A 14,296-nucleotide genomic window follows, 5' to 3' on the forward strand; every position below is an offset into this window, starting at 1 on the left:
CTTAGTTGGAAATCCAACTAAGAGGTTCAATTTCATTATTATTAAAAATCATTTAGATAAACAGATTAGCACACATAGTGAAGATAGAACAGATTATGATTCCGGTTACAGCTGGAACTAAGAAAGATACAATCGCCCATTTCCAACTATTAGCTTCTTTTTTTATTGTTAAAAGTGTTGTCGAACAAGGCCAGTGCATTAATGAAAATAACATTACATTAATTGCAGTGATCCACGTCCAGCCATTTTCTACTAATAAACTTTTTAACATTACTAAATTATCCATTTCAATCAAACTACCACTAGCGAGGTATGCCATAATCATGATAGGAATTACTATTTCGTTAGCGGGAAACCCTAAAATAAATGCTAACAAAATAACGCCATCTAGACCAATGCATTTAGCAAAGGGATCCAGAAAATTAGAAGTAATATTTAAAATTGTCATACCATCAACACTAATGTTTGCCATTAACCAAATAATAAGACCAGCAGGAGCAGCTACTGCCACAGCTCGAGATAAAACAAATAATGTTCGGTCAAAAATTGATCTAACAATCACTTTGCCAACTTGAGGTTTACGATATGGTGGTAATTCTAAAGTAAATGAAGATGGGACTCCCTTTAATATAGTTTTAGATAATAACTTTGAAATAATCAAAGTCATAGTTATTCCTAAAACAATTAACATTGTTAAAAATATTGCTGATAATAGAGAATTTTGCATAGTTGCTTCGGTTCCAATAAAGAACATTGTTAAGATTGCTATCAAGGTTGGAAAACGACCATTACATGGCACAAAATTATTAGTAATCATTGCAATTAATCTCTCTCGTGGTGAATCAATAATCCGACATCCTACTATTCCAGCAGCATTACATCCAAATCCCATACACATCGTTAAAGCTTGTTTACCACAAGCGCTGCATTTTTTAAATGCATGATCAAGATTAAAAGCAATTCTTGGTAAATAGCCTAAATCTTCCATCAAAGTAAACAATGGAAAAAAGATTGCCATTGGTGGCAGCATAACACTTACAACCCAAGCTAACACCCTATATACCCCAGATACAAGCATATCACTAAGCCATAACGGCGTCCCAATAAAATGAAAGAACTGATTAAAAGGTACTTCTAATCCAAATAAGAAATCCGATAACCACTGCGATGGATAGTTTGCCCCTGTTATAGTTATCCAAAATATTAAAGCAAGTAATAAAATCATGATTGGATACCCCGTCCAGCGATTTGTTAAAATCTTGTCTATCTGACGATCCCTTTGATTATAATCTTGCTTTTGATAGTGAACCACTTTTTGACAAATCAAATGAGCACTGTGAATAAATGAAACAACAATCTTGTCTTGTAAATTATCCTTATTTATATCATGTTGTGCTAATAATTCATTTGCTTGGTCGATAGCTTCTTTAAGCTCTTGATCATCGTAGTCCAGTCCTAATTGATTTGACATTTCAATCATTAAGGAAGGATCGTTTTCAATCAATCTTAAGCTAAGCCACTGATAACTTAAAGAAGTAGTTACTTTCTTTTGCAATACTTCCTCAACAATTCTTATTGCTTGTAATAAAATATCACTATAAGCTATTTTTAAGGATTTGTAATTAACTGGTCTATCGATTGCTTGATCTAAAGAATCAATAACTTTATGCAAATCTGTCTTTTTTCTGGCAGTAATCCCAATTACAGGAACTCCCAAGCAAGATGATAATTGCTCAAGATCAATATCAATTCCTTTTTTCTTAGCTTCATCTAACAAATTAACACAAACTATTACATTTGTATGAATTTCAATTGTCTGAATTACTAAATTTAAGTTACGTTCTAAACAAGTTGCATCACATACAACAACAATTATATCTGGATGCTCAAAGCAAATAAAATTACGTGCTACTTCTTCTTCCGCTGAATGTGCTAATAATGAATATGTCCCAGGAATATCTACTAAAACATATGAATTTTCTTTTCCTCGACAATAGCCTTGAGCATTAGTAACTGTTTTACCAGGCCAGTTACCAGTATGTTGATGAAGGCCTGTTAGCCCATTGAAAACAGTGCTTTTTCCAACGTTAGGATTACCTGCAATGGCAACAACTTTATCATTTCTACTTTGTTTTTTTATTACTAACTTTGTCTCACTTGCATTAATTCCTGTAGATTTGTTAGTTAAGCCCATAATTCACATCATCTTTTCTAATTAAAACATTTTGACAATCTTCATTCCGTAAAGCAATTACTGCACCCCTGATCAAAAAAGCTTTAGGATCTTGACTTGGACTATTCAAAATACATTGTACTTCCGTATCATCAACTAAGCCAATATCTAAAAGTCTTCTTTTAATACTCCCTTGTGCCATTAATGAAGTAATCACTCCTACTTCACCCATTTGTAAATCATTTAAACATCTATTTTCTATCATAATAAATTTCTCCTCATCGTATATTAGATTAAGGAAACTTTGTTTCCTAATACTATAATATTAAATTACTAGTAAAGCGTTACTAAAAAGGAGAAAAAAATGAATAACGATGAAAATGCCTATTTTACTTTCAAGGGCTATCAATTGAATAATGACAGTAACTTAACTTCTTCAATGGAAGATTATTTAGAAATGATCATTCGCTTAAAAGAAAAACAACCCTTCGTTAGAATCAACGAATTGGCCAATAATCTTAATGTTAGACCCTCATCCGCCTCTAAAATGGTAACTAAATTAAGTCAAGAAGGCTTTTTAGAATATCAAAAATATGGAATTATCACGTTAACTGAATTAGGTAAACAATGGGGTGAATATTTTATATATCGTCATCAGGTATTAAATAACTTTCTCTGTCTACTCAATAACAGTCATAACGAACTAGAACAAGTTGAGAAAATTGAACACTTTCTTAATAAAAAAACAATTGATAATTTGGCCTTGCTTACTAAAGAACTTCACAATCTACAATAAAAACAACAATATGGGAACAAATCCATTACCATACTGTCGTCTTACTTTTTATCGAATAAAATTAGTGAATTTATGCTCCTCTTTTTCCGGTAATCCAAATTCCTTTTTACCTAATTGAATACTTTTAATTAAAAAAGCCATATTCTTACCAAGAGTTCTCATCGTTTGTAGTCCTTCAAGGTCCTGCTGTACTTCTTCTGGTGAATTACCATGTACCATATTCCAATATTGGCTAGAGGCTATCGGCATTTGAGAAATAGTAAAATATTTATTTAATTCATCAAATGTAGCACTATTACCCCCTCGACGACAACTAACTACAGCCGCCCCAACTTTCATTGTTTTATCAGCAGTCATACTATAAAATAACCGATCAATAAATGATACTAAGGTTCCATTTGCCGACGCAAAATAAACTGGTGAACCAATAACAATGCCATCACATTCTTTAAATTTTGGTGCAATATCATTAACAATATCATTAAATACACATTTCCCTTTCGTCTTACATTGACGACAACCGATACATCCACGAATATCTTTATGACCAACATGAATAATCTCAGTTTCAATCCCTTCACTCTTTAAGGTTTTTGATACTTCCTCTAAGGCTGTATACGTACATCCTTTAGCATTTGGACTTCCATTAATTAAAATAACTTTCATTTTTCTATCCTCCTTGATTTCTCTTTTTATTTATCTTACAATTATATTGTAATACTCGGTAGTTACTACCGGTCAATAATTTTTTAAAATAAATCAAAAATAGGGGTATTTATTATGTGTACGATGAAAGAAGTATGTAAAGAAATTGGTATGAATTATGAAACATTAAAGTTTTATTGTAAAGAAGGTCTTGTTCCTAATGTAAAACGAGATAAAAATAATTATCGTAATTTTGATGAGAAAAATATTGCCTGGTTAAAAGGAATTCAATGTTTAAGAAAATGTGGATTAGGCGTAAGTGAAATAAAAATATATATGAATTATTGTTTACAAGGGCCAACTTCAATTCCCCAACGTAAAGATATGCTTAGCCAAACAAAAGAACATTTGTTAAAAAGAATTGCAGAAATAAATGAGTGTATTGAATATATCGATAATAAACAAAGCTTTTACGATGACGTACTTGAAGGAAAATGCAGGTACACAAGTAATCTTATTGAAATAAATGAGTAAATAGCTTTGATAATTACCACTTTAAGAAAATAAGTCTTTATCTTTTGTCACTAAAAGATAAAGACTTATTTCTATATTAGAAATATCCTACTCTTCTTCAATAAAATCAACACATAATTTTGTAATTCCGCTTAACATATAAGAGCTGGCTTCTTTAATATAATAAAATTCAGGTAAAAATTCTTTATCAATAAAAGAGGATAGCACATTTTTTACTTCATCCATATCCGGTGTCATTGGTGAACTTATCACTACAGCTTCGGGTCCAATGAGCGAAATAGTTGGAAGTAACGATTTTGTTACGAGCTCTACGGCTCCATGCTGTGTCCAAGCCAGTTTATGAACATCATCAGATAATTGCATCCGTCGGATAAAATATCTTATCTCACCTGCTATACCATTTTTCCCTCTAATTACTTTACCATTAGAAATTATTCCTTGTCCCCCTACCCCAAATCCAAATGGCTGTGAATGGAAAATAATATTATCATACTCTGGATGTTCTAAAGAAAAACCTACAACTGCTGCATTTGCATTATTATAAACAAAAACATCAATTCCATATTTATCTTCAAAATCAGCTTTTATATCAATAGTTCTTCCATCTGTTGGTTCTTTCAACTGCTTTTCATCTTTAACAATACCCGGTGTCGCAATTCCAATCATATCAATGTAAGAATGTTTTAATAAAATGGTATCAATAATATCGTAGAGATCGTATATATTCATTGTAGGTTTAATGACAAGGTTACTATCAATTATTTCACATTTATCATTTAACCGATAATAAATACGTGTCTGCTCTCTACTAATCAAAATAACAATTGATAAGATACGATTTTCATATTCTGCACAATGGGTACATTCATGCGCTTGCTCATTACTTTTTTCTTGGCGGAAAATCTCAAGCTCACTTTGAATAAACTTTAAAGCAGCTAAAGCATCATACGAAGCAAATACCGATGTTGGTATTTGTAATACCGGCTTTTCTGTGATACTCTCTTTTAAACGTTTGAGCATATACCCAATTTGTGGTGCAATTAAAATTACATCATACTTTTCTGCTTCTTCATAAATACTCATATAAGATACTGCATCAAAATGGTAATCTAACCCTAACATTCCTGCTACAGAATTTAAATTATCAGCAAACATAGAAGTTGTAAGTCCTGCCGAACATGATAATAAAACACGCAAAGTTTTTTCTTCTTTTAACCCAATCAATGTTTCAACCATCTCATCATATAATTGCTTTGCATGATTTTCATCATTGAGTTCAAAATGAAGATAGAATTTAACAGAATGATCCTTATTTGAAACAATACTAAATTCAACGATTGTATATTCCTCAATTACTGTAAATTGAATCGATGCCTCACCGTATTCAGTTACTAATTTAATAAGATCATCGTTTTCTAAACGAATCTCATATGGAGTATTATGATGCTCTCGAATCCAACCTTTAAAATCAAAAACCGCCTTTTTTTCAGTCATTTTATCCCTCTTTTCTCTTTATAATTTTATTTTAACATCCATAATAATGAACATCAAATAACATTATCTTTATGACCAAATAAAAAGACGATACAATATTAATTAACTTAATTGTAAAGTCTTTTTTATTCAACATATTTACGATTGTCTTTGCCAAAAGTAAATGGCATCATCTATCCAACCTTCAGCTATTGTTCCTGTGCCTAAGCCAAATCCATGTGATAGACCCTTATAACAATGAAACTCAGTTGGAATATTTAATTTATTTAAGTGCTCTAACCGTTTTTTCATAAGAATATGATCTGCAATATAATCGTTTGTTCCAATACATGCATAAGTTGGAGCATCTTCATTTGAAACATAATCATACCCTGTATACTGCATAATGACAGCTTCGGCTGAAGGGACAGCAATTTCACTATATGAAGATAAAAACTTTTTATTTCCCAATACTGCTGCCATTCTAGCACCAGCTGACCCACCCCAAAGTGAATAGTGTCTTTTATCTATTTTCAGCATATTCGCATTATTATATATAAACGAAATAGCCTTAGCTAAATCTTCATACGGATGCTCAACACGATAAATCAAAGCAAAAGCATTGTACCCACGCTTACTTAACTCTAAAGCATGTGGAAAACTATCATGCATTGCTCCTACATATACAAAACCACCACCAGCATTGCATATTGCAAAAGGCGTATCTTTACTTCCTTTAAAAAAGAACAATCCTACATCTCTTTTTGAAGCATCATTTAATAATTCTTCTTTAGAATAAATGTTATAAAATATTGAATGATTTTGAGCATCGTGATTGAGTGTATTTATAATCTCAATTGTCTTATTCACATCTATATAATTATACCATAAATAAATTTTAGACGAACTTAATTCTTTAATCGTCATATTTAGAGCTATCGGTCTATTGATTGGAAATAGTAACTTTCCCCATGTTTTAAAGGCTGGAAGTTCTAATACTTCTTGAATAGTAGTATTTTCACTTATATTCATTTTTAATGTCCGCCGAAGACATCAAAATCAATTGTATCTAATAAAGCATCAATTTCTTTGATTTCATCAATTGTAACTTCAATTTCCCCTGCTCTAAAATTTTCTTCTAAACGTTCTAATTTTCTGCTTCCCGGGATAGGCACAATAAAATCCTTTTTTCTTAGCATCCATGCTATTGAAAGTTGAGCCATAGTACAATTTTTCTTTTCTGATAATACTTTTAACAAATTCAATAATTTTTTTGCTTTTTCATACCCTTCTTTTTGATATTGAGGCATATTATTTCTAAAATCCCCTTTTTCAAAGGTAGAATCTGGTGTAAATTTCCCTGAAAGTAATCCATTAGCCATTGGAGAAAAAGCTACATAAGTTATTCCTAACTCTTTACAAACAACGAATAAATCTTCATACCATCTAGCCATCATTGAATATCTATTTTGAATAGCTGTAACTGGGCAAACAGCATGTGCTCTTCTTAAATATTCTTCTGTTGTCTCCGAAATTCCCCATGCTTTAATTTTACCCGCTGCAATCAATTCCTTCATAACTCCAGCCACTACTTCAGGTTCAACTTTAGGATCTATCCTATGTTGATAATATAAATCAATATAATCAGTCTGTAATTTCTTTAATGATCCTTCTATCGATGCATATATTTTTTCTGGTGAGGAATCTAATTCTAAATGATCCCCTTTATGTTCAACTCCAAATTTAGTTGCAATAACAACCTGTTCTCTTACCTCCTTTAATGCTTCACCTACAAGCTCTTCATTATAAGAAATAGTTCCATCAGTATTCTCACCAGTATAACATTCAGCCGTATCAAAAAAATTATAACCCATTTTATAAGCCTGCTTAATAGTTTGAATTGCTCCCTCTTTATCTTCAGCTAAGCCATAAGCATGAGAAAATCCCATACAGCCTAATCCTATCGGACTGACATACATATTCGTTTTCCCTAACTGTCTTTTTATCATCATAGCATTATCCTTTCTTATTCAGTAATCATCCCACGATAATTCATTCCATATAAATTTGCAAAACGCTGCATTGTATATTCTCCTGCTTCTAATTGTTGTTTCGTTGGAGCATAACCTTGGAAGATAAAATACATGTTTTTACCCTTTAATAAACTTTCATCAACATGTTGATAAAACCGGTCTAATAGATTACGAACAGCTCCAGACATACTATGCCAATAAAGCGGTGAGCCAATTACAATTGTATCAGCTTTACTCATCGCTAAAACAACTTCATCAAATTGATCATCTGTAAAATGCTGACCATAACTATAAATCTTATAATCTACTAAATGCAATGTCTGATAATTTTTACCCTTTAGAAATTGCTCACTTAAAGCAACCGTATTACCATTTTTATTAGGACTTCCGTTAATAAATAATATACTCATTTTTTTCACTCCTTTAATAATCTATTTTTTATTCATGGATTTTCCTATGAACAACCATCCTTACAAAATCAGGTTCAAAGTGTTTAGCCCGTGAACCACTATATCCCATATCTAAGGATGAAATTTTTTTCATCTCATCCTTATTCAACTCAAAATCAAATACATTAATATTTTCAATAATTCTCTCTATATGAGTTGATTTAGGGATTACAACAACATCTCTTTGAATATTCCACCGAAGTAATACTTGACCCACTGTCTTATGATATTTTTCAGCAATTCCTTTTAACATCTCATCTTCAAAAGGATTATATCTACCGCCTCCTAATGGTGCCCATGCTTCAGGAACAACATCATAATATTTCATTGTCTCTATTGCTTGCTCCTGAGTAAAATATGGATGCAGTTCTATCTGGTTAACCATTGGCTTAATTTCTACAATTTCACAAAAATTCGTTAATATATTTGGATAGAAATTAGAAACACCTATAGCTCTTAACTTTCCTTTATGATATGCATCTTCCATAGCCCGCCATGCAGCAAAGTAATCTCCCATTGCTTGATGAAGTAAATATAAATCAAAATATTCCAATCCACTTTTTTTCAATGAATTTTCAATTCCCTGTTTTGCTGTTTCATATGTTCGCATATCTTGCACCCATAATTTTGATGTAATAAACAGCTCTTCTCTCGTACAGATTCCCGCTTCAATAGCTTGCTTAACAGCATTTCCTACAGCATCTTCATTCATATAAGAAGCTGCTGTATCAATTAATCGATACCCCGCTTTAATTGCTTGAAATACAGTTTCTTGACATTCTTTTTTATCCGGTACTTGAAATACCCCTAAACCTAAAATTGGCATTTCTATTTGATTATTTAAAATAATATATTCCATAATCTTATCCCCCTTATTATTCCTCACCGTCAACATCTGGAATTGTTGTTGCCAGTATATGCTGTGATTTTTCAGTTATTTGATAAAATGGACAATGTTTATTTAGTTTTGCTATTTCATACATTTCTTCATTTGTTAGTACAAAATCAAATAACTCGATATTTTCTAAAATGTGATTAGCACTTCTACTTCCCGGTACTGCACTAAACCCCATTTGCGTGTGCCATTTCAAAATAATTTGAGACGTTGTCTTATGATATTTAATTGCTAATGCTTTAAATAACGGTTCATTTAACAATTCATTACTACCATGCCCTAAAGGATACCATGATTGTAGAATAATCCCATTTTCAAAACAAAAATCTTTTACCTTTTCAGCCGGATAATAAGGATGACATTCAATTTGCATTACTACTGGTTTAATTTCACAAATATCCAAAATTTCTTGAATTTGTTCAACCTTAAAATTAGATAACCCTAGTGCTTTGATTTTCCCCTCCTTATAAGCTTTTTCCATCATTTGATAACCCGCAATATAATTATTTAAAGGGTGATGCAACAGCATCAGATCAATATATTCAACTCCCAACCGTTCTAATGTTTGCTCAACAGCATTACTTTTTTCATAAAACGTCGGAGCTAATTTTGTCTCAATAAAAATTTCTTTTCTATCCAATCCACTTTTACTAATACCTCTACCTACACTTTTTTCATTAGTATAGCGATTAGCTGTATCGATCAAACGATACCCATTTTGTAAAGCAAAAGAAACATTATCTTCTACTTGTTTACCAAACTGTCCAATTGTTCCAAAACCAATGATCGGCATCTTCACACCATTACTCAATTCAATTATTCTCATTAATATTTTACCTCCTAGTATATTGTAGATTCTGACTAGTTCACTATAAAGCTATCTAGCTTTCATCTTGCTTTAATAATTTATCTTTTTAAACCACAGATCATCTCAACAGTTGCTGGATCATAGTGAGAGAAAAATGAACTCGTATCTTTATTCATATTTGTAATAGTTTTCATATCTTCTTCACTTAATTGAAAATCAAAAATATCAATATTTTCTAACATTCTTTCTTTTCTCACCGTTTTAGCTAATGGCACAATTCCTCTTTGGACTAACCATCTTAAAATTACTTGACCTACTGATTTGTTATATTTTTCACCAATTTCCATTAATGTTTCATTAGTGAAGATTCCCTTCTTTCCCTCTGCAAACGGTGCCCATGCTTCTAATTGAACACCATATTTTTGATTATATTCTAATGCTTGATTCTGTTGATGAAATAGATTTACTTCCACCTGATTCACTGCAGGAACAACATCTGTATCTAAACATAAATCTACTAAACGGTCCGGATAAAAATTAGATACACCAACCGCTTTAATTTTTCCTTCTTTGTATAAATCAACTAAAGCCCGATAAGCACCATGATAATCTTTAAAAGGCTGATGCAATAATACTAGGTCAATATAATCGAGTTTCATCTTTTCTAAAGATTCCTCCACCGATGCCTTAGCTTTTTCATAGCCATAGTTTGTAATCCAGACTTTTGTTGTAACAAACAACTCTTCTCGAGGTACATTAGTTTTTAAGATTGCTTCTCCTACAGCTTCTTCATTACCATAAGACTGTGCTGTATCAATTAAACGATACCCAGTTTCAATTGCCTCCAGGACAACCCTTACACATTCTTCTTTATCCTTGATTTGGAAAACTCCAAATCCTGCCATGGGCATTTTTACACCATTATTTAAAGTTATATATTCCATTATTTTTCCCCCTATTCTAGCCATATATTTTTAGTCTCAATAATCTTGTTTTAATAATTTGATTTTTAAATTCAAGATTCAATCATAATCTTTTACATTTAAATATATTTAGTTTATATACTAAAAATCTTTATCTGATTAACAGTGCACTATAAATTATGCACTTGTATCGATAAGAATAAAAAGTTAAATATGGTTTTTTAAATAATTAAAATTTCCATCTCACCTTATTTATCTTTAAACATAGTATAAATCTTAGAGTTAACTATAAGTCAATAAAAACTTAATGTTATTAATTTAAAATATCACTAAATAAAAAAAGAGGTCTCTTTCAAACCTCCTATCCAATCATAAAACTATTTTTAATAAACAAATCTATAACCCAACTATAAAATATATTACTCGACTGCACATATACATTTATTTTTATTAGTATTTTTAGCTTTATATAAGGCTTGATCCGCCTGCTCTAAAACTGCTTGCCAACTTTCTTCTCCATTTAAAACACCTATTGCCCCACCAATACTTACAGTTAAATATTCACGACTTGAAGTATTTGGCATTAATAAATGCAGACGTTCAACAGTATGACAAAGTTCTGTACCAATTCTTTGCATTTCTTCTAAATCTGTATTTTTTAATAAATAAACAAATTCTTCTCCACCATAACGAATCAAAAACCCTTCACTCAAACATAAATTTAAAGCATTAGAAACTCTCTTTAGACATTCATCACCTTTAATGTGCCCAAAAGTATCATTATAAGATTTAAAATCATCGATATCAATTATAAAAACACCTGTTTTAAGCTGACTATCGCGACTCTCTAAATAAATATTATTTAAACAATTAGCTAAATAACGTCGATTTTGAAGCCCCGTTAAAGAATCATGATGGGCAATAAAATCTAATTCCGCACTTTTTTCTTCAATCATCCTATTTTTTTCTAGAATAATACTCTGATTTAAAAAAGTTTGTCGCATTGATTGATAATGATAATATCCAACAAATAGAGCCATAATCGTTAACCAGGTACTATTAACATAAATACTATAATGACTCCCCAATGGTTCACCATGTTTCACTAATTCAATTCCAGTAATCAAAATAATATCAGAGAACAAATACAGAGGAACAAATAATTTTGGCGGTAAATAAACAAGAATAGCAATACTCAACATTGTAATAATATGCACACTAATGTTATTAGAAACACGATTATCATATATCGTTACTGCTAGCGACCACATGATTAAAAAAACAATATAGTAATTTTGAACTTTCAACAATAAACCCTTTTTAACATTCTTTTTATGCAATAAAATCAACCCTAAGACACAGATGATAAACATGAGTGTGTATAAAAGCATATAAATCTTACTTGACTTGGTATAATAGGTAAAATCCGTATAAACACTTACATAGACCATATTATAGATTTGAAATAACATAATAAAAAATATCGGGATCCTAAAATACTTCTTAATATCATCTTCGAGAACATCAATAAATTCAAGTTCTTGCTGTTTAGTTAGCTTTATCTTTTCAGTTAATGACAACAACTTCATAATTTGTCCTTTCTAAATATCTATTTATAATTCTTATTGACGATGTAAGAACAAAATTGGAAATGGATTCCCTTGTTCATCTAATTCACTTCGCCGATAAATAGTAAACCCCATATATTCATAAAAAGCTAGAGCTTGAGGATTTTGCTCATTTACACAGACTTCAGTGATCTCATAATCATTTATTCCTATCTCTAATAAATTCCTACCAATACCTTGTCCTCGACGTTGTGCTGTAATAAATAACATCTCTAATTTATCCTCAGCAATCCCCATAAAAGCCAATGTTTCTTTATTATCAACAGCAACTACTAAAATTGGAATTTCTTCAATTGCTTGAAAAACATACTTTTTTATTTCTCGAATATTAGTTTCACTAAAAAAATCATGAGTTGCTCTAATCGAACTTTCCCAAACAGTAACAAGTGAACTAATTAACTGTTCGTCTCGTTCAAATACTCTTTTTATTTCCATTAGCTCCTCCTTTATTACTCAAAGAAATCCTTTAAATAAATATACTGCATTATAAATTTTTTAAACACCCATAGCAACTACACGTTTAATATATTTTTTCATAATCTTTTCAATTCCAACATTTGTTAAAATGATTTATCATTATTTCTTTCAATATATAAATAGTTATTATTTACTTTATTTTACTATAATCACATAAAAAAGATAGTTATTTAATCAATAACTATCTTTTTTCATTAAGTTATCATTTGTATTTTTTGATTTACCTCTTATTAATATAAGTGCAATAATATTTGCAGTCAACATCGTAATTACATATATTGTAAGAATTGTAAACATTGACGGTACTACATCCAATAATGCTGACCAATCTTCATGCTTTACCCAATTACTTACTAATTGATACCCTGCTAAAAGAGTAAGCACGGTAAAAACAAGTCCTAAAATCGAAAACCAATAAGCCCTCAGCTTCTCTTGACTTTTAAATATAGACAGACAGCTCATCAAAGTACAGATAATACTCAAGCTTCCAAAGATAATCCACATACTACATTATTCTCCTAGATATAAAATTTAAGATTATTTTAAATAAGCTCTTGATCAATAAACTCTATATAATTTTTCTTAACAACTTCATCTGGATGATCAAGGTACCACTGATATGATTCCTCTAATCCTTCGAAAAGACTTTTTTGACTTGGCAACAGCTGATTTTGCTTAGTTACATCAAGAACATAATTATAGTTATGAAAACTAAAATAATCACGTTGATTATCATGCTTAGTTACATATACTTTATTTAGCGGTACTCCTACAACTTGATAACATAACTCAACAAATTTATTTATATCAACAATTTCGCTATTTCCAACATTCATGATATGATCATGAGGGTGCTTTTTAATAATGGTTTCCATTAACTTGCATAGATCTTCAACATGAAAAAACTGTAATAACATTTTACCATCATTAGGTAAATAGAAAGAACGTTTCTTTAATGCACATTCAAACACAAAAGGTTCGCGATAAACATTTTGCATTGGTCCATATAAATATGGTGGCCTTAAAATATATGCTTGAGGAATATGACTTAGTAAATAGTTTTCAGCTTCAATTTTATTACTTCCATAATCTCCCCAGATAGAATTTCTTCCAACCTTCTGCTCCTCTTTGAACGGTTGTGATAAACTTTCCGGATAAACAGCACTGGAACTAATCAAAATATAATCTTTGACCCCATTTAGACCTTCTAACAAATCTTTGACATCTTGTTTAGTATAAGCAGTAACATCAAAAACCACATCAAAATCATATCCCTTTAACAAATTTCCTAAATGATGTCGATCACCTTTAATTAATTTTACTCCTTCAATCTGTTTTCGATTTCCACGATTCAAAACATAAACATCATAATCATGATTTTTAAAATAAGTTGCAACAAATTTACTTACAAAAACTGTTCCTCCAGTTACCAAAATCTTTTTTGTCATATTCTCTCCTTACT

At 30.7% G+C, this 14,296-nt stretch carries 16 protein-coding genes; 2 read left to right on the forward strand and 14 right to left on the reverse strand.

Features of this window, described 5'->3' with window-relative positions:
• Positions 1-52 precede the first annotated feature (52 nt).
• The gene (feoB, locus tag KTF99_RS02630) at positions 53-2,194 is read right to left on the reverse strand and encodes a ferrous iron transport protein B (protein ID WP_029481721.1); all 2,142 of its coding nucleotides are present in this window, start codon (positions 2,192-2,194) and stop codon (positions 53-55) included.
• Complete coding sequence (locus KTF99_RS02635; RefSeq protein WP_003538785.1) at positions 2,181-2,438, reverse strand: FeoA family protein; 258 nt, start codon at positions 2,436-2,438, stop codon at positions 2,181-2,183. Before KTF99_RS02635 ends, feoB begins: the two co-directional genes overlap by 14 nt.
• Before the next feature lie 99 nt (positions 2,439-2,537).
• On the opposite strand from KTF99_RS02635, the gene KTF99_RS02640 reads away from it, so the two are divergent.
• The gene (locus KTF99_RS02640) at positions 2,538-2,969 is read left to right on the forward strand and encodes a metal-dependent transcriptional regulator (RefSeq protein WP_003538787.1); all 432 of its coding nucleotides are present in this window, start codon (positions 2,538-2,540) and stop codon (positions 2,967-2,969) included.
• 48 nt (positions 2,970-3,017) lie between these two features.
• Here the strand turns inward: KTF99_RS02640 and KTF99_RS02645 are convergent, their stop codons facing one another.
• On the reverse strand, positions 3,018-3,635 hold the full coding sequence (locus tag KTF99_RS02645) for a flavodoxin family protein (RefSeq protein WP_003538789.1): 618 nt from the start codon (positions 3,633-3,635) through the stop codon (positions 3,018-3,020).
• 114 nt (positions 3,636-3,749) lie between these two features.
• On the opposite strand from KTF99_RS02645, the gene KTF99_RS02650 reads away from it, so the two are divergent.
• The gene (locus KTF99_RS02650; protein WP_008792197.1) at positions 3,750-4,148 is read left to right on the forward strand and encodes a MerR family transcriptional regulator; all 399 of its coding nucleotides are present in this window, start codon (positions 3,750-3,752) and stop codon (positions 4,146-4,148) included.
• Positions 4,149-4,235: 87 nt separating this feature from the next.
• On the opposite strand, the gene KTF99_RS02655 is transcribed toward KTF99_RS02650, so the two are convergent.
• The 11 genes from KTF99_RS02655 to KTF99_RS02705 all read right to left on the reverse strand — a co-directional run bounded on the left by KTF99_RS02655 (position 4,236) and on the right by KTF99_RS02705 (position 14,282).
• Positions 4,236-5,642: an ROK family protein gene (locus tag KTF99_RS02655; RefSeq protein ID WP_003538800.1), complete on the reverse strand. Its 1,407-nt coding sequence runs from the start codon at positions 5,640-5,642 to the stop codon at positions 4,236-4,238.
• A 138-nt stretch (positions 5,643-5,780) separates the two neighbouring features.
• Positions 5,781-6,653 (reverse strand): alpha/beta hydrolase, encoded by an 873-nt coding sequence (locus KTF99_RS02660; RefSeq protein ID WP_029481725.1) that lies wholly within the window; start codon positions 6,651-6,653, stop codon positions 5,781-5,783.
• 2 nt (positions 6,654-6,655) lie between these two features.
• Positions 6,656-7,630, reverse strand: a complete 975-nt coding sequence (locus KTF99_RS02665; protein WP_029481726.1) for an aldo/keto reductase — start codon at positions 7,628-7,630, stop codon at positions 6,656-6,658.
• A gap of 17 nt (positions 7,631-7,647) precedes the next feature.
• Positions 7,648-8,064 (reverse strand): flavodoxin family protein, encoded by a 417-nt coding sequence (locus tag KTF99_RS02670; protein WP_008792200.1) that lies wholly within the window; start codon positions 8,062-8,064, stop codon positions 7,648-7,650.
• A gap of 28 nt (positions 8,065-8,092) precedes the next feature.
• Positions 8,093-8,962: an aldo/keto reductase gene (locus KTF99_RS02675; RefSeq protein ID WP_029481728.1), complete on the reverse strand. Its 870-nt coding sequence runs from the start codon at positions 8,960-8,962 to the stop codon at positions 8,093-8,095.
• A 16-nt stretch (positions 8,963-8,978) separates the two neighbouring features.
• Entirely contained in the window at positions 8,979-9,824 is an 846-nt protein-coding gene (locus KTF99_RS02680; RefSeq protein ID WP_003538806.1) for an aldo/keto reductase, read from the reverse strand.
• An 80-nt stretch (positions 9,825-9,904) separates the two neighbouring features.
• On the reverse strand, positions 9,905-10,750 hold the full coding sequence (locus KTF99_RS02685) for an aldo/keto reductase (protein WP_008792203.1): 846 nt from the start codon (positions 10,748-10,750) through the stop codon (positions 9,905-9,907).
• 398 nt (positions 10,751-11,148) lie between these two features.
• Positions 11,149-12,318 carry a GGDEF domain-containing protein gene (locus tag KTF99_RS02690; protein WP_003538808.1) on the reverse strand — a complete coding sequence of 390 codons (1,170 nt, stop codon included), beginning with the start codon at positions 12,316-12,318 and terminating at the stop codon, positions 11,149-11,151.
• A gap of 33 nt (positions 12,319-12,351) precedes the next feature.
• Positions 12,352-12,792: a GNAT family N-acetyltransferase gene (locus KTF99_RS02695; RefSeq protein ID WP_003538809.1), complete on the reverse strand. Its 441-nt coding sequence runs from the start codon at positions 12,790-12,792 to the stop codon at positions 12,352-12,354.
• 216 nt (positions 12,793-13,008) lie between these two features.
• Positions 13,009-13,338: a hypothetical protein gene (locus KTF99_RS02700; protein WP_029481732.1), complete on the reverse strand. Its 330-nt coding sequence runs from the start codon at positions 13,336-13,338 to the stop codon at positions 13,009-13,011.
• Between the two features lie 38 nt (positions 13,339-13,376).
• Positions 13,377-14,282, reverse strand: coding sequence for an NAD-dependent epimerase/dehydratase family protein (locus tag KTF99_RS02705; RefSeq protein ID WP_003538811.1), 906 nt, complete (start codon positions 14,280-14,282; stop codon positions 13,377-13,379).
• Positions 14,283-14,296 lie beyond the last annotated feature (14 nt).

The sequence above is a fragment of the Erysipelatoclostridium sp. MSK.7.34 genome, assembly GCF_019041935.1.
Taxonomy (GTDB): domain Bacteria; phylum Bacillota_I; class Bacilli_A; order Erysipelotrichales; family Coprobacillaceae; genus Thomasclavelia; species Thomasclavelia ramosa.